Source organism: Agromyces sp. NPDC055520, assembly GCF_053619715.1.
Genome location: NZ_JBSHJY010000006.1, coordinates 96,670 through 111,329, shown reverse-complemented (window position 1 = coordinate 111,329; position 14,660 = coordinate 96,670). Strand labels below are relative to the sequence as shown.

The following is a 14,660-nucleotide window of genomic DNA, read 5'->3' as shown; positions in this document are numbered from 1 at the left end:
GCCGAGCGCTATTCGGTTTTCGCTCGGATGAGCGCGCCCCCACCCGGCAGTTCTCAATGAAGAGGAGCCACATTTGTCCATCCCACCCGCCGGCCCCGGCGACCCCACCGCCCTCATCGCGCCGACCGGCGCGATCTCGACCACCGAACCCATCCCCGGCGAAGCGCCCGCGAGCCCGCCGCCCACCAAGCGCACGCTGCCCGGCCTCCTCAGCGTCTCCCTTGCGCTGTTCGCCACGTATGCGGGCCTCATCGCCATCCTGCTCCCGATCCAGGTCGCCCGCATCGACGAGGCGAACAAGGTCGCGAACCTCGCGATCATCGTGACGACCTCCTTCGTGTTCACCCTCTTCGCCCAGCCGATCGTGGGCGCCATCAGCGACCGCACGCGTTCGCGCTTCGGACGCCGTGCACCGTGGATGGTCGGCGGTGCGCTCATCGGCGGCGTGCTGCTGTTCGGCATGGGCTACCTCGACTCGATCCTCTGGCTCACGATCTTCTGGGTGGTCATCCAGGTGTCGCTGAACGCCCTGCAGGGCCCGATGTCGGCGATCACGCCCGACCGCTTCCCGCGCGACAAGCGCGGAATCGCGAGCGCGATGTTCGGCCTCGGCATGCAGATCGGCGCGACCCTCGGCATCGTCATCGCCGGCCAGTTCGCCAAGAACGTCGGCATCGGCTACACGGTGTTCGGCGTCATCGTGATCGTCGTGACGATCGCCTACGTCGTCATCGACCGCGACTGGTCGTCGAAGGAGGCATCCGTCGAGCCCTGGAACTGGAAGGCGTTCCTCGGAGGCTTCTGGATCAACCCGAAGCAGAACCCCGACTTCGCCTGGGCGTTCACCGCCCGCTTCCTGTTCATGCTCGGCTACTTCGTCATCGCCGCCTACGGTCTCTACATCCTGACCGACTACATCGGCATGTCGCTCGAAGACGCTGCCGGGGCGCAGGTCACCCTGACGCTCGCCGGCCTCGTGCCCACACTCCTCGCGGTGGCCGTCTCGGGCTGGTGGAGCGACAGGATCGGCCGTCGCAAGGTGTTCATCTACGCGTCGTCGCTGATCATGGTCGCGAGCCTCGCATTCCCGCTGATCATGCCGAACATGACCGGCATGCTCCTCATGAACATCATCATCGGCTTCGGTTTCGGCTTCTACATGTCGGTCGACACCGCGCTCATGACCGAGGTGCTGCCCGGCGGCGGCAAGGACGCCGGCAAGGACCTCGGCATCCTGAACATCGCGACCAACATCCCCCAGGCGATGAGCGCGGCCATTGCAGGCCTCATCATCAGCGCACTCGGCGGGTACGCGATGCTGTTCGTGTTCGCCATGATCTTCGTCGTCATCGCGGCGATCGCCGTCGCACCCATCAAGAGCGTTCGATAGGAGCACCACCATGACCCAGACCGGCACCGAGACGACCGGCACCGAGACGTTCGTCGAGGTCGACACCACCGCGGGCAGCGTACGCGGTGCGTGGCGCGGCGAGCCCGGTACGGCCGAGGCATCCGCGGCGTTCCTCGGCATCCCCTTCGCCGAGGCGCCCGTGGGCGAGCTGCGCTTCGCCGCCCCGGTGCCGAAGGTGCCGTGGCAGGGTGTTCGCGACGCCCTCGAGTTCGGTGCGACCGCGCAGCGCGGCGACCCCGGCGTGACGCTCATCCCCGAGCCCAGCGTGCCGGGCGAGTCGACGCTCAACGTCAACGTGTTCACGCCGTCGCCCGCGACAGCCGAACCGGGCACCGACGAGGCGCTGCCGGTGCTGGTCTGGATCCACGGCGGAGGCTACTTCGCCGGCTCCCCCGCGAGCCTCTGGTACGACGGGCGCCGCTTCAACCGCGACGGCGTCGTGACCGTGACGATCTCGTACCGGCTCGGCTTCGACGGCTTCGGCTGGATCGAGGACGCACCCTCCAACCGCGGCATCCGCGACTGGCTGCTCGCCCTCGAGTGGGTGCAGCAGAACATCGCGCGGTTCGGCGGCGACCCCTCGCGCGTCACGATCGCCGGCCAGTCGGCCGGCGGCGGCGCGGTGCAGACGCTGCTCGGCATGGAGGCGGCGCAGCACCTCTTCCACGCCGTCTACTCGATCTCGGGGGCCACCGCCGACGTCACGCCCGAGCGCGCCGAGAAGTTCGGCCGCGAGTTGGCCGCGACGCTCGGTGTGGCGCCCACCCGCGCCGGGTTCGGCTCGCTCAGCGAGGAGGCGATCCTCGAGGCGCAGAAGAAGGCGACCGAGATGACGGCCGAGTCGTTCACGAGCTTCATCGACGATGGCCTCGCGCTCGGCCCGACCATCGACGGCGAACTCCTGCTTCGTCCGACGAACGAATCGTTCGCTGCCGGTGTCGGCGCCGACAAGCCGCTCGTGCTCGGTGCCACCGACGACGAGTTCTCGATGGTCTTCGCCGATGCCGAGAAGAAGATGCGGTGGATCCCGAAGTCGTTCATGCTGAAGAAGCTCGGCATGCCGAAGGCGAAGCTGAAGCCGTACCTCGCGGCGAACGCCGACGTCGCGGCAAAGGGCACCGCGCGCATCGGCGGCCGGTTCCTGACCGACCGCATGTTCCGCGTCGCGCTGCTGAAGACCGTGGCCGAGCGCGGCGAAGCACCCACGTGGGTGTACCGCTTCTCGTGGCCGTCGGGCACCTTCGGCTTCGCCGAGCACTGCCTCGACGTGCCATTCTTCTTCGACTGCCTCGACTCGATCGCCATCGAACCTCTCGCCGGGCCGAACCCGCCGCAGAGGCTCGCCGACGAGGTGCACGGCGGCGCCGTCGCGTTCGTCACGAAGGGCGAGCCGGGCTGGCCGCGATACACGGATGCCTCGCGCAAGACGCGCGTCTACGACACCCCGTCGATCGTAGTCGCCGACGGCTACGCGAGCGTGCGCCCGCTGCTCGCCGGCTGAGTTCGGCTCGCCGGCCGGGCCTTCGGCTCGTGTACCCCGAATGGGGTACGTGACCCGGAGGCCCCGTTGCACGCATGCTTCTCACATGACATCGGCCGGCGAGACCTCCGTTCCAACCACCGGCCCGCTCGACGAGGTGCATCGAGAGCAGTCCGCTCGACTCGTCGATCACCTCGTCGACCATGGGTCGGCGACCCGCAGCGAACTCGCCGCCGCCACCGGTCTGGGGCGGGGTGCGATCGCCGGGCTCACCTCGCGCCTGCTCGACGCCGGTGTGCTGCGAGCCGGGGCTGCGGATGCCGCGGGCGACCACCGCACGGCGCCGCTCACGCTCGCCGCGGCCGACCACGTGCTCGTCACGGCCCACCTCGGCCCCGACGACGCCGTGGCCACCATCGCCACGCTCGCGGGCGAGGAGCTGGCCCGGTTCACCGCACCGCTCGACGCCGACGGCACCCCGCTCGAACTGCTCGCCGTCGTGCTCGGCCGGGCCGTCGCCCGCGCCGACCGGGCCCCGAGGCCGATCGCCGACATCACCGTGCTCGTCGACGGCGCGGTCGCCGGCGTCCCCTCGGTCGTGCTCGCCGACGACCGGCTCGGCGTCGAGCCGGTCGACGTGCTCGGCGAGCTGCGGGCGCGCACGCCCGGCCTGGCGGAGGTCGAAGCGACCCTGCCCGTGCCACTCGCGCTCATGCCGGCTGCGATGGCCGCGGCATCCGTCGAGCTGGCGGACATCGGCTCACGCGACCTGCTCTACATCACCGGCGACACGGCCCTCGCGGCCGCCGCCGTCGTCGACGGCCGGCCGCTGCGCGGCGCCCACGGCCTCGCGTCCACGTTCGCGCACCTGCCGATCGTGTCGGGCGGCGTGCGTTGCGAGTGCGGGCAGCGCGGATGCCTCGCGACCGTCGCCTCGCCCGAGATCGTGCTCGAGCGCGCAGGACTCGCCGAGTTCGCCGCGGCGCACGGCCGGGTGGCCGCCCTCGACGAGCTCATCGTGCTGGTCGAGGCCGCCGACGACCGGGCACGCTGGTCGTGGCTCGATGCGGCGCTGTGGATCGGGCGGTCGCTGCAGATCGTGGCACCGACGCTCGACCCGTCGCACATCGTGGTCGGCGGCTACTGGGCCGCTCTCGTCGGCGACATCGAGACCTCGTTCCGCGACAACCGGCCGACGATCGGCGGCGGTGCCCTCGAGTCGATCCCCGCGATCGTGGCGTCTCGGCACGGCGGCGAGGCCGCCGTCGCCGGCGCCCGCCGTCAGGCGCGAGAGCGCTTGGTCTCGGATCCGTTGTCGCTCACCGGCTGAGGCAGCCCGCGGCCGAGCCGGCTGCGGATCCCCCAGCCGGTCACACGCAGCATCGCCTCGACGACGATGCCGGCGCTCATCTTCGAGCGGCCGCGCTCGCGCTCGACGAAGGTCACGGGCACCTCGACCACGGTGAGCCCGGCCTCGCGCGCGTGCCAGAGCATGTCGACCTGGAACCCGTAGCCGCGCGTGTGCACGTCGTCGAGCCGGATGCGGCGCAGCGCGTCGGCGCGGAACGCCCGGTAGCCGGCCGTCGCATCGCGTGTGGGCAGCCGCAGCACCCATCGCGCGTAGGCGCTGCCGCCGCGCGAGAGCAATTGCCGGTGGCGCGGCCAGTTCTCGATCGAGCCGCCCGGGATCCACCGCGAGCCGATCACGAGGTCGACCGGCGCGGCACCCGCCTCGACCGGCCCGGCGAGCGCGTCGAGCAACCGGGTGAGCTGCTCGGGCTGGTGCGAGCCGTCGGCGTCCATCTGCACGATCGGGTCGTAGCCCTCGGCGAGCGCCCACGCGAAGGCGTCGAGGTACGCCGCCCCGAGGCCGTTCTTCGCGGTGCGGTGCAGCACGCGCACCGAGGCATCCGTCGCCGCCATCTCGTCGGCCAGCGCGCCGGTGCCGTCGGGCGAGGAGTCGTCGACGACGAGCACGGTCGCCGTCGGCACGGCCGCGCGCACACGGGCGATGATCGCCGCGACGTTCTCGCGCTCGTTGTAGGTGGGGATCACCACCAGGGCTCGGGTCATCCCTCGAATCGTAGTCGCCCGACGGTGCCGGTCGCAGCGGTCTCGGCCACGCCGAGCCGCCCTCGGTCGCCCGAGGAGTACGGGCGGACGAGCAGAATCACCCTGCATGCTCCCGGAGGCTTGCCACGCCAGGGCGGCGGTGATGGACTGGGCGAGCGGGCACCCCGCGACATCCATCTGCAGAATCGAGGGCACCATGACGTTCATCACCGTCGGAACCGAGAACGGCACGCACATCGAGCTGCACGTCGAAGACCACGGCAGCGGTCAGACCGTCGTGCTCATTCACGGGTACCCGCTGAACGGCCGCTCGTGGGAGAAGCAGTCGGCAGCGCTGCTCGCCGCCGGCTACCGGGTCATCACCTACGACCGCCGCGGCTTCGGCATGTCGAGCCAGCCGACCGCGGGGTACGACTACGACACCTTCGCGGCCGACCTCGACACGATCCTGCGCTCGCTCGACGTTCGCGACGCCGTGCTCGTCGGCTTCTCGATGGGCACGGGCGAGGTCGCCCGGTACCTGAGCAGGTACGGCAGCGAGCGGGTCGTGAAGGCGGTGTTCCTCGCCTCGCTCGAGCCGTTCCTGCTGCAGACCGACGACAACCCGACGGGCGTGCCCGCCTCGGTCTTCGACGGAATCGAGCAGGCCGCCGTCGCCGACCGCTACCAATGGTTCGACGACTTCTTCCAGAACTTCTACAACCTCGACGAGAACCTCGGCTCGCGCATCAGCGAGGGCGCAGTGCGTGCCAGCTGGAACATCGCCGCAAGCGCATCGTGGTTCGCGTCGTCGGCCGTCGTGCAGTCGTGGCTCACCGATTTTCGCGCCGACATCGTGAAGATCGACGTGCCGGCGCTCATCGTGCACGGCACCGCCGACCGCATCCTGCCGATCGACGCGACCGGGCGCGAGTTCACGAAGCGCTTGCCGGCCGCCGACTACCGCGAGATCGAGGGGGCGCCGCACGGCCTGCTCTGGACCCACGCCGCCGAGGTGAACGAAGCGCTGCTCGAGTTCCTGGCGAAATGAGCGACGACGCGGCCGACGCCGCCGACGCCGCGCTTCGCGCTCGCATCGCGCGTCTGCAGCGCATCGCGTTCGGCGCCGGGTCGGCTGAGGCCGAGCGGCAGGCGGCCGCCGCCGAGCTCGACGAGGTGCAGCGAGCGGTGGCGGATGCCGCGGCGACCCGTTCGATCGGCGCGGCCGGGGGTGTCACCGGGGCCGGGGCGGAAGGCGCTGTCGATCGCGGCGGGGCCGATCGCGGCGGCGGGGCCGCCGCCGGTCTGGCCCCGCCGCCGGTCGAGCCGCTCTTCGAGCCCGCGCCCGAGCTCGCGTCGGCTCTGGCGCGAACGTCGGCTCGCGGCATCCGCTGGGCGATCGTCGCCGGTGCCGTCGCGCTCGCGCTCGGCATCGGCATCGGCTGGCAGCTCGGCGGCCGCCAGCCGGCGCCGCTCGTGAACCCGGCACCGACGCCCGCGCCGACCGTCGCGGCAGGCGGCTCCGCCGCACCGATCCGCCGGCTCGCCGCAGAGACCCCCATGGTCGGCGTGTTCGACCGCGCCCCGGTCGCAACCGACGCACTCGACGCCGCCACGATGCAGCTCCACGGTCTCGACGCGTCGAGCGCACGCCTCCTGCTGAGTCAGGCCGACGGGCTCGGAGTCTTCGGTGTTCGCCGCGGCGACGAGGTCTGCCTGTTCGTGAGCTATTCCGCCGGGACGAGCGACGGCGCCCCGGCCTGCACGAGCGGCGGCATCGGCGACGAGGGCGTTCGAACCACCGTCGCACGCACCGGCGCCGCGACGAGCGTGCGCTGGCGACCCGACGGCACGGTCGAGTTGCGGCCGAACGGCGGGCGCCTGCCGCCCGACACCGCAGACGCGAACGCTGCCGAGACGGGCGTCGACGTCTCCACCCCGGGCGCGCTCACCCAGGGCGAGTACCTCGCCGCGCAGCCGGTGGCCGTGCAGTCACCCGCGGCGGCGGTGTTCTCACGGCCCGCGACCGCGGCTGACGTGCCGACGATGGACCCGGGGACCGACCCCTTGAGCCCGTTGATCGACCTCGGCGTCGGCCCCCTCGAGTTCCGACTGCTCGCGACGAGGGGTGACGGGTTGCCCGTCTACGCCGCACGCAGCGACTCGGAGTTGTGTCTGCTGGCCGAGTTCGGCGCCGGCAGCAGTGCGGGCACGTGCACGACCGACGGCCGGCTTCCGTTCGACGGCCTGCACCTCAGCGCATCGATGAGCGGCAACTCGATGCCGAGCGTCGACGTGGCCTGGCACCCCGACGGCATGCTGACGGTGCAGACGCTGGGCGGGTAGGCGCTCGTAGCTCGACGCGGGTCACCCGCTCAACGCCCGCGTTCAGCCGTTCTTCGCGTCGCGCCAGGCGAGCCAGCGCCGCACCGGGGCGAGGTCGTAGCCGGGCCCGCCGATGCCGATCGTGAACAGCCGCACGCCGCCGGCGTAGAGCGCCTCGGCATGCTCCACGTCGTGGCCGGCACGGTCGAGTTCGTTCGAGATCGTGATCTCCGAGACATCCCGGCCCACCTGCTCACCCCAGCGGGCCAGCACGTCGCGCTTGTGAGCCAGCTCGTCGGGAGCCACGAAGGAATGCCAGATGTCGGCGTGCCGGGCGACGATGCGCAGCGTCTTCTGCTCGCCCTTGCCGCCGATCATCACGGGGATGCGGCGGGTCGGCGGCGGGTTCAGCTTCGCCCAGCGCGCCTCGATGCGCGGCATCGCCTCGGCGAGCGCGTTCAGCCGCGAGCCGCGGGTGCCGAACTCGTAGCCGTACTCGTCGTAGTCGCGCTCGAACCAGCCGGCGCCGGTGCCGAAGATGAAGCGGCCGACGCCCGAGCCCTTCGCCGAGATGTGGTCGAGGGTGCGGGCCATGTCGGCCTGCAGATCGGCGCCGCGGTACGAGTTGCAGTTCACGAGCGTGCCGAACTCGATGCGCTCGGTCTGCTCGGCCCAGGCACCGAGCATGCTCCACGCCTCGAAGTGCCGGCCGTCGCGGTCGCCCGTGAGCGGGAAGAAGTGGTCCCAGTTGAAGACGACATCGACGCCGAGCTCTTCGAGGCGCATCACGGTGTCGCGAATGGCGACGTACTCGGCGTGCTGCGGCTGCACCTGCACGGCCAGACGCACGGGGGAATCGGGGCGCGCGGGGGAATCGAGGGGCATCCCGCCAGCCTATGCGGGATCGCGCGGGACACGCATGAATTGTGCGCCGAGCGCTGTGAGAACGCAACGGATCGACATACAATCCGAGCATGGACAACCTCGATCGCGCCATCCTCGACCTCCTGCGGCAGAACTCCCGGGCCGGATACGGCGACATCGGGTCATCGGTCGGCCTCTCGGCGTCGGCCGTGAAGCGCCGCGTCGACCGGCTCGTCGCCGACGGCGTCATCCGCTCGTTCACGATCCAGGTCGACCCGACCGTCGACGGCATGTCGACCGAGGCGTACGTCGAGCTCTTCTGCCGCGGCACGGTCGCCCCCGACGAGCTCCAGCGCATCCTGCAGGGCGTGCCCGAGGTCGTCTACGCGGGCACCGTGACCGGCAGCGCCGACGCGATCGTGCACATGCGCGCCCGCGACATCACTTCGCTCGAAGATGCGCTCGAGCGCGTGCGCATCGCGCCGAACGTCGACCACACCCGCAGCGCGATCGTGCTGTCGCGACTGGTCAACCGCAACAGGGACTGACGGCGAATGGATGCCTCGGGCCTCGGCCTCTCGATCGACGCGAGCTCTGCGGCCGCGCCGTTCGAGCAGCTTCACGCGGCCGTCGTCGACGCCGTGCGCTCGGGCCGCATCGCGCCCGGCGCCCGTCTGCCGACCGTGCGCGCCCTCGCCGAGCGACTCGACCTCGCGGCGAACACCGTCGCCAAGGCGTACAAGGCGCTCGAAGCCGACGGCGTGATCGAGGGGCGAGGCCGGAACGGCACGTTCGTCGCCGAACACGGCGACCCCGGTGAGCGGGCCCTGCAGCTGGCCGCGGCCGACTACGCCGCGCTTGCGGGCAGGCTCGGCGTCGAAGCATCCGCTGCGCTCGCGATCGTCGGCACCGCGCTGCGCAGCCGCGGCTGACTGCTCGGCGACCCGGCCCCGGCCCGACCGCGCCGGGTCACTCCTCGGGGATCGGCTGCTTCGGCAGCTTGCGCACCTTCGAGCGGCGGCGCCGGCGCTCGGGGATCATCGAGCGCATCTCCTCGAGCCGCCCGAAGCAGAGCAGCCGGTCGCTCGCCTCGAGCAGCACGCCCTTGCGCGGGTTGGGAATCACCGTGCTGCCGCGGTGCAGGGTGAGCACCGTGATGTCGCGATCCCACAGGCCGGACTCTCCGATGGTCTTGCCCACGAGGTCGGCGTTGGTGTGCACGAGCAGTTCGGCGACGCCATACCCCGTCGAGACCGTGAGACGCTGCCGCACGTCGATCTCGGGGAACGCGACCTGATTCGCGATGTAGTCGATGATCGCGCCGGCGACGTCGAGGTTCGTCGCCGTCTCGATGCCCTGCAGGCCCGGCGAGGAGTTGACCTCCATGACGAGCGGGCCCTCGTCGCCCTCGAGCATGTCGACACCGGCGACGCGCAGCCCCATGATCTGCGCCGACCGCACGGCGGCCTCTTCGTACTCGGGCGTCAGCTCGACGGGCTCGACGATGCCGCCGCGATGCACGTTCGAGCGGAACTCGTCGCCGCTCGCGACCCGTCGCATCGCCGCCACCACGCGGTCGCCGACGACGAGGGCCCGGATGTCGCGGCCCCGACTCTCGGCGATGAACTTCTGGATCAGCACGTTCTGCTTCGTCGAGTGCAGGGTCTCGATGATCGCCTCGGCGACCTTCACCTGCGGGGCGAGGATGACCCCGATGCCCTGCGTGCCCTCGAGCAGCTTGATCACGACCGGGGCGCCGCCGACCCGCTCGATCGCCGGGCGCACGTCGGCGCGGTTGCGCACGAACGCGGTGGGCGGCAGCGCGATGTTGTGCCGCGACAGGATCTGGCTCGCACGCAGCTTGTCGCGCGCATTCGAGATGCCGTTGGCGGTGTTGGGCGTGTAGACGTCCATCTGCTCGAACTGACGCACGACGGCGGTGCCGAAGTACGTGATCGAGTTGCCGATGCGCGGCAGGATCGCGTCGTAGTCGCTCAACTGGCGGCCGCGGAACTGCAGATCGGGTTCGGCCCCCGCGAGGTCGATCGCGAACCGGAGCGTGTTCAGCACCTTGACCTGGTGCCCCCGCTGCTGGGCGGCGGCGCGCAGCCGCTGCGTCGAATACGACTGCGGCGCGCGTGAGAGGATCGCGAGTTTCATGCGGGGTGCCCTGCCAAGATGGACGATGTGACGGAGAACTCCCATTCAAGCACCATCGCCGGGTGGCGCGAATGGGTATCCTTGCCTGCACTCGAGGTGCCGTGGATCAAGGCGAAGCTCGACACCGGCGCGCGCACCTCGGCGCTGCACGCCTTCGACGTCGAGGAGTTCGAGCGCGACGGCGCGGCATGGGTGCGGTTCGGCGTGCATCCCTGGCAGGACTCCGACGTCGACGCCGTCGTCGTCGAGCGCCCCGTGCACGACCGGCGCTCGGTGCGCAGCTCATCGGGCCACACCGAAGAGCGCATCGTCGTGCTCATGGATGTCGTGCTCATGGGCCGTACGATGACGGCCGAGGTCACGCTCACCAATCGCGACGAGATGGGCTTCCGCATGCTGATCGGGCGCGAGGCCCTGCGGCAGGGCTTCGTCGTCGACGCGGCGCGGTCGTTCATCGGGGGGCGCGCGCCACGAGGCATCCGCCGCCGCAATCGCGGCCGCCCCGCGTGATGTTCGCTTCGCAAGAGGTCCGGGGTTAGATGATGCCTTGCGAGAGGGTCGTGGGGTTGCCGAATCGGTGGTTCGTGATCGAGATCGCCTGCTCGTGCAGGAACGGCAGCAGCTCGACCCGGCCCGAGGGCGTGACGGGGTGCGACCACACTGCGACATCCGGGCTGCCGTCGAGCGCCTCGGCGAGCGCGGTCGCCCCCGAACCCGCCGACTGCGCGTCGCCGCCCACGAGCCGCACGCGCGACGTGGTGATGCCGCCCTTCGCAGCGCGGGCGAGCCACGCGGCGTCGCCCTCGCGCACGACGCGGATCTCGCGTGCTGAGAGCAGCGTGCGCACGCCCTTCGGCAGGTCGACCGCGGTCGAGACGGTCAGCGGCGACTTCGCGAGCAGACCGGCCGCGATGATGCGGAGCCCCTCGGCGAGGCTCGCCTGCTCGCCGATTCGCACGGTCACGGGCAGCGGCCGGTAGCGGAAGAGGTTGCGCTCGGCGCCGACGCCCGAGACGTCTTTCACCACGCCGTATTCCTCGGCCCAGGCGAGCTCGTCGGAGAGGGCCGAGCGGCGCAGCACCTCGAAGGAGTCGAAGTCGAGCGCCGACTGCGACGCCTCGATGAGCTCGGCAACGCGCTTCTCGAGTCCGCGCAGATGCAGCGTGCTCGACGCCGCCCCGTGCTGCGGCAGCCACTCGCCGAGCCCGAAGAGGTAGTTCGGGCCGCCGGCCTTGGCGCCCGCGCCGACGGACGAGCGCTTCCAGCCGCCGAAGGGCTGGCGCTCGACGATCGCGCCGGTGATACTGCGGTTGACGTAGAGGTTGCCGGCCTCGACGCGGTCGAACCACGTCGCGAGCTCGTTCGAGTCGAGCGAGTGCAGGCCCGCCGTGAGCCCGTAGTCGACGGCGTTCTGCAGCCTGATCGCCTCGTCGAGGTTCTTCGCATGCATGACGCCGAGCACGGGGCCGAAGAACTCGGTGAGGTGGAAGTACGAGCCGGGCGCGACGCCCGTGCGGATGCCCGGTGACCAGAGCCGACCGGTGTCGTCGAGCTGCTGCGGCTCGACGAGCCACTCCTCGCCGATGCCGAGCTGGGTGAGCGCGTGCAGCAGCTTGCCGTTCGCGGGCTCGACGATCGGGCCCATCTGGCTCGTCGCCTGCTCGGGCCAACCGACGCGCAGCGAACGGGTCGCGTCGACGAGCTGACGGCGGAACCGCTCGGACTTCGCGACCGAGCCGACGAGGATGACGAGCGAGGCGGCCGAGCACTTCTGCCCCGCGTGCCCGAAGGCGCTCTTGACGACATCGGATGCCGCGAGGTCGAGGTCTGCCGACGGCGTCACGATGATCGCGTTCTTGCCGCTCGTCTCGGCGAGCAGCGGCAGGTCCTTGCGGAACGAGCGGAACAGCTGCGCGGTCTCGTAGGCGCCGGTGAGGATGACCCGGTCGACCGCGGGGTGCGACACGAGCTCGCGGCCGAGTTGACGCTCGCCGATGTCGACGAGTGCGAGGAGTTCGCGCGGGATGCCGGCCTCCCACAGCGCCTCGACCATGACCGCGCCCGAGCGCTGGGCGAGCTTCGCGGGCTTGATGATGACGCCCGAGCCCGCGGCGAGCGCGGAGAGCACGCCGCCGGCCGGGATCGCGACGGGGAAGTTCCACGGCGGTGTGATGACCGTCAGCCGCGACGGCACGAAGGTCGCACCCTGCACGTGATCGAGCTCGCGGGCGCGCTCGGCGTAGTAGTGCGCGAAGTCGATCGCCTCGCTGATCTCGGGGTCGGACTCGGCGATCGTCTTGCCGGTCTCGGCGGCCATGATCTCGATGAGACGGTCGCGGTTCGCCGCGAGCGCGTAACCGGCACGGTGCAGCACGGCGGCACGCTCGGCGCCGGGCAGTTCGCCCCAGGCGCGGCCGCGGGCGGCGACGGTCTGGATGACCCGCTCGAGCGTCGCGGCATCGTCGATGCGGGCCGCGGCGATCGTGTCGAGGCCGAGCCGGGTGCCGGGCACCCGCTCGAGGATGCGGCGGCCCCACTCGCGGTTCGGCGCGAGGGCCGGGTCGGTGTCGGGTTCGTTGCGGAAGCCCGGGGTGACACCCGGACCCGTCGGCATGTCGCTCGCTGAGCTTGTCGAAGCGAACTCATTGCCCCCTTCGACAAGCTCAGGGAGCGATTCCGACCCGCGGGTGATGCCGAGCACGACGCTCGTGAGCGACGGGTCCTCTTCATGCTCGGTGCCGGGCGCCGGGGCATCCGGAATCATCATGGCGGCCGCGAGCGTCTCATCGGTCCACTCGGTGCGGCGGTTCTGGGTGCGATTGGGGGCGGGCGCCGACGTGACCGTCGGCTCGAGGGCCGCGAGCGAAGCGAGGTAGCGGTCCTGCTCGCGCTGGAACAGCGGCTCGCTCGTGGCGAGCTCGAACACGGCCGACATGAAGTTGTCGTGGCTCGCGTTCTCTTCGAGCCGGCGGATCAGGTACGCGATCGCCACGTCGAACTCGCTCGGGTTCACGACGGGCGTGTAGAGCAGCAGGTTGCCGACGTCGCGGCGCACGGCCTCGGCCTGGCCGGTCGCCATGCCGAGCAGCATCTCGAACTCGACGCGCGAGTCGACGCCGCGCTCGCGGGCGGTGAGCCAGGCGTGCGCGACGTCGAAGAGGTTGTGACCGGCCACGCCGAGCTTGACGGCGTCGGTGCGCTCGGGCGTCATCGACCAGTCGAGCACGCGCTTGTAGTTCGTGTCGGAGTCCTGCTTCGAGCTGTAGGTCGCGACCGGCCAGCCGTGCACGGCGGCGTCGACGTGCTCCATCGCGAGGTTCGCGCCCTTGACGATGCGCACCTTGATGGGCGCGCCGCCGGCGCGGCGACGCTCGGTGGCCCACGCCGTGAGCTCCTGCATCGCGCCGAGCGCGTCGGGCAGGTAGGTCTGCAGCACGATGCCGGCCTCGAGGCCGCGCAGCTGCGGCTGGTCGAGCAGGGTCGTGAAGACCGCGATCGTCAGGTCGAGGTCGCGGTACTCCTCCATGTCGAGGTTGATGAACTTGCCTCTGCCGGTTGAGCCCGCCGAAACCGAGCTCTTCGCCGCAAGCTCGTAGAGCGGCGTGAGCTTCGCGACGACCTTGGCGACGGCCTCGTCGAACGACCACATCGAGAGCTGGCTGACGACGCTCGAGACCTTGATCGACACGTAGTCGACGTCGTCGCGCGCGAGGAACTCGTACGTGCCCGCGAGGCGGCGGTCGGCCTCCTCCTCACCGAGCACGGCCTCGCCGAGCAGGTTCAGGTTCAGGCGGTTGCCCGACTGCTGCCCATTCCCTTGGCGCAGGGTCGCGATGGCTGGGCCGAGCTTGTCGGGAGTGGCGTCGAGCACGAGGTGGCCGACCATGGCGCGCAGCACCCGGCGCGCGATCGGGATGACGATCCACGGCAGCACGGGGGCGACGACGCCGCCGACGCGGATGGCGGCCTTCAGGTACCAGGGCAGGAAGCCCGGCGTGAGCTTCGCGACCCGTTCGAGGTTGCGGCCCGCGACGCCGAGGTCTTCGGGGCGCATGACGCCGTCGACGAAGCCGACGGTGAAGTCGAGCCCGCGCGGGTCCTTCAGCACGCCGGCGAGGCGCTCGGCGGCGGGGTCGGCGGGGTGCTCCGCGCTCTCGGCGAGCCAGCGTCGCACGAGTGCGACGACGTGATCGGTGCTCGGCCGGGCGTCTGTGGCGGCGTTCGACATGGTCACGAGGGTATGTCCTTTGCTTGGTTCGGTGGGCCTGGGTCGGGCCGGATCGGCTCGCGCACGAGTGTCGCGCGCGCCTATCGGAATTCAGTATGCGCCGCGACATCCATTCGGTAAAGCGAATGAATCTGAACGAT

Annotated in this window: 12 protein-coding genes; 8 read left to right on the top strand and 4 right to left on the bottom strand. The window is 71.0% G+C overall.

The window, feature by feature from the left end:
• The first annotated feature begins 73 nt into the window (after positions 1-73).
• The 3 genes from ACWGST_RS05185 to ACWGST_RS05175 all read left to right on the top strand — a co-directional run bounded on the left by ACWGST_RS05185 (position 74) and on the right by ACWGST_RS05175 (position 4,221).
• A complete protein-coding gene (locus ACWGST_RS05185) occupies positions 74-1,390 on the top strand; it encodes an MFS transporter (RefSeq protein ID WP_452045585.1) in 1,317 nt (438 codons plus the stop codon).
• Positions 1,391-1,400: 10 nt separating this feature from the next.
• Positions 1,401-2,912 carry a carboxylesterase/lipase family protein gene (locus tag ACWGST_RS05180; protein WP_452045584.1) on the top strand — a complete coding sequence of 504 codons (1,512 nt, stop codon included), beginning with the start codon at positions 1,401-1,403 and terminating at the stop codon, positions 2,910-2,912.
• An 85-nt stretch (positions 2,913-2,997) separates the two neighbouring features.
• Positions 2,998-4,221 (top strand): ROK family protein, encoded by a 1,224-nt coding sequence (locus tag ACWGST_RS05175; RefSeq protein ID WP_452045583.1) that lies wholly within the window; start codon positions 2,998-3,000, stop codon positions 4,219-4,221.
• Here ACWGST_RS05175 and ACWGST_RS05170 read toward each other — a convergent pair.
• The gene (locus ACWGST_RS05170) at positions 4,173-4,964 is read right to left on the bottom strand and encodes a polyprenol monophosphomannose synthase (protein WP_452045582.1); all 792 of its coding nucleotides are present in this window, start codon (positions 4,962-4,964) and stop codon (positions 4,173-4,175) included. The genes ACWGST_RS05175 and ACWGST_RS05170 overlap by 49 nt on opposite strands.
• A 196-nt stretch (positions 4,965-5,160) precedes the next feature.
• Between ACWGST_RS05170 and ACWGST_RS05165 the strand changes: the two genes are divergently transcribed.
• Entirely contained in the window at positions 5,161-5,994 is an 834-nt protein-coding gene (locus tag ACWGST_RS05165; RefSeq protein WP_452045581.1) for an alpha/beta fold hydrolase, read from the top strand.
• Positions 5,991-7,289 carry a hypothetical protein gene (locus ACWGST_RS05160; protein WP_452045580.1) on the top strand — a complete coding sequence of 433 codons (1,299 nt, stop codon included), beginning with the start codon at positions 5,991-5,993 and terminating at the stop codon, positions 7,287-7,289. The genes ACWGST_RS05165 and ACWGST_RS05160 overlap by 4 nt, the downstream gene beginning before the upstream one ends.
• Positions 7,290-7,331: 42 nt before the next feature.
• Here the strand turns inward: ACWGST_RS05160 and ACWGST_RS05155 are convergent, their stop codons facing one another.
• The gene (locus ACWGST_RS05155) at positions 7,332-8,153 is read right to left on the bottom strand and encodes an LLM class F420-dependent oxidoreductase (RefSeq protein ID WP_452045579.1); all 822 of its coding nucleotides are present in this window, start codon (positions 8,151-8,153) and stop codon (positions 7,332-7,334) included.
• Positions 8,154-8,242: 89 nt separating this feature from the next.
• On the opposite strand from ACWGST_RS05155, the gene ACWGST_RS05150 reads away from it, so the two are divergent.
• Both ACWGST_RS05150 and ACWGST_RS05145 read left to right on the top strand, forming a co-directional pair.
• A complete protein-coding gene (locus ACWGST_RS05150) occupies positions 8,243-8,680 on the top strand; it encodes an Lrp/AsnC family transcriptional regulator (RefSeq protein ID WP_452045578.1) in 438 nt (145 codons plus the stop codon).
• 6 nt (positions 8,681-8,686) lie between these two features.
• Positions 8,687-9,064 (top strand): GntR family transcriptional regulator, encoded by a 378-nt coding sequence (locus tag ACWGST_RS05145; RefSeq protein ID WP_452045577.1) that lies wholly within the window; start codon positions 8,687-8,689, stop codon positions 9,062-9,064.
• Positions 9,065-9,101: 37 nt separating this feature from the next.
• Here ACWGST_RS05145 and ACWGST_RS05140 read toward each other — a convergent pair whose 3' ends face one another.
• Positions 9,102-10,292 (bottom strand): RimK family alpha-L-glutamate ligase, encoded by a 1,191-nt coding sequence (locus ACWGST_RS05140; protein WP_452045576.1) that lies wholly within the window; start codon positions 10,290-10,292, stop codon positions 9,102-9,104.
• Between the two features lie 18 nt (positions 10,293-10,310).
• Between ACWGST_RS05140 and ACWGST_RS05135 the strand changes: the two genes are divergently transcribed.
• Positions 10,311-10,802 (top strand): ATP-dependent zinc protease family protein, encoded by a 492-nt coding sequence (locus tag ACWGST_RS05135; RefSeq protein ID WP_452045575.1) that lies wholly within the window; start codon positions 10,311-10,313, stop codon positions 10,800-10,802.
• A gap of 25 nt (positions 10,803-10,827) precedes the next feature.
• On the opposite strand, the gene ACWGST_RS05130 is transcribed toward ACWGST_RS05135, so the two are convergent.
• Positions 10,828-14,520 carry a proline dehydrogenase family protein gene (locus ACWGST_RS05130; RefSeq protein ID WP_452045574.1) on the bottom strand — a complete coding sequence of 1,231 codons (3,693 nt, stop codon included), beginning with the start codon at positions 14,518-14,520 and terminating at the stop codon, positions 10,828-10,830.
• Positions 14,521-14,660: the final 140 nt, after the last annotated feature.

Excerpts from the sequence above, each read along its gene's own strand:
- ACWGST_RS05130 (WP_452045574.1), bottom strand. The coding sequence starts at position 14,520 with ATGTCGAACGCCGCCACAGACGCCCGGCCGAGCACCGATCACGTCGTC.
- ACWGST_RS05135 (WP_452045575.1), top strand. The coding sequence starts at position 10,311 with ATGGACGATGTGACGGAGAACTCCCATTCAAGCACCATCGCCGGGTGG.
- ACWGST_RS05145 (WP_452045577.1), top strand. The coding sequence starts at position 8,687 with ATGGATGCCTCGGGCCTCGGCCTCTCGATCGACGCGAGCTCTGCGGCC.
- ACWGST_RS05140 (WP_452045576.1), bottom strand. The coding sequence starts at position 10,292 with ATGAAACTCGCGATCCTCTCACGCGCGCCGCAGTCGTATTCGACGCAG.
- ACWGST_RS05175 (WP_452045583.1), top strand. The coding sequence starts at position 2,998 with ATGACATCGGCCGGCGAGACCTCCGTTCCAACCACCGGCCCGCTCGAC.
- ACWGST_RS05150 (WP_452045578.1), top strand. The coding sequence starts at position 8,243 with ATGGACAACCTCGATCGCGCCATCCTCGACCTCCTGCGGCAGAACTCC.
- ACWGST_RS05180 (WP_452045584.1), top strand. The coding sequence starts at position 1,401 with ATGACCCAGACCGGCACCGAGACGACCGGCACCGAGACGTTCGTCGAG.
- ACWGST_RS05165 (WP_452045581.1), top strand. The coding sequence starts at position 5,161 with ATGACGTTCATCACCGTCGGAACCGAGAACGGCACGCACATCGAGCTG.
- ACWGST_RS05170 (WP_452045582.1), bottom strand. The coding sequence starts at position 4,964 with ATGACCCGAGCCCTGGTGGTGATCCCCACCTACAACGAGCGCGAGAAC.
- ACWGST_RS05160 (WP_452045580.1), top strand. The coding sequence starts at position 5,991 with ATGAGCGACGACGCGGCCGACGCCGCCGACGCCGCGCTTCGCGCTCGC.
- ACWGST_RS05155 (WP_452045579.1), bottom strand. The coding sequence starts at position 8,153 with ATGCCCCTCGATTCCCCCGCGCGCCCCGATTCCCCCGTGCGTCTGGCC.